Here is a 749-nt window from a genome sequence, read left to right as displayed (position 1 = left end):
CCATATTGGGTTTCATATGTTGAACAAATCGCAATAGCTGGTGGCGTTCCAAAAATTATTGAAACAACCGAAGAAAACGAGTTCAAGGCAAGCGTATATGATTTCGACTTGGCGCTAACAAAAAAGACAAAAGCCATCATAATCAACTCGCCAAACAACCCGACCGGCTCGGTTTATAGCGAAAGCGAGCTTTCGCAAATCGCAGATTTCGCCGTAAAAAACAATCTTTACGTCATTTCCGACGAAGTTTATGAACACTTTATATACGGCGATGAAAAACAAGTTTCGATAGCTTCGTTCAACGAGGAAATCAAAAAGCGCACAATCATCGTTGGCGCGGGAAGCAAAACATACTCGATGCCGGGTTGGCGTTTGGGCTTTTTGGCAAGCGAACCAAAGCTCGCAAAAGCGTTCGGCAACATCGCAAGCCACTTAACGGGCTGCCTTTCTTCTATAACTGACGCTGCTGGCGTTGCCGCGTTCGACGGCGAGCTTGATAGCGTTGTGGCGATGAAAGAAGAGTTTGCATCTCGCAGAGAATTTTTGTTAAACCGAATCGAAGAAATTGAAGGCGTTTCTTGCAAACCTCCAAAAGGCGCGTTCTATGCGTTCATAAACATCGAACATTTTATTAAAAACGGCGCGTTCGAAACATCTAGCGAATTTTGCGATGCTCTCTTAGACGAAGGCGAAATCGCTCTAACTCCGGGCGACGCGTTCGGGCAAGACGGCTTCATCCGTTTCTCGTT

The 749-nt window shown here is 45.8% G+C and carries 1 protein-coding gene; it reads left to right on the top strand.

The window, feature by feature from the left end:
* Positions 1-749: aminotransferase class I/II-fold pyridoxal phosphate-dependent enzyme (locus ACYVTD_RS14390; protein WP_461248405.1), on the top strand; the 749-nt coding region annotated here is incomplete at both ends.

It is taken from the genome of Treponema sp. R6D11 (assembly GCF_054786075.1).
The sequence above is the reverse complement of the archived record's forward strand: the minus strand, read 5'-3'. Positions and strand labels throughout refer to the sequence as shown.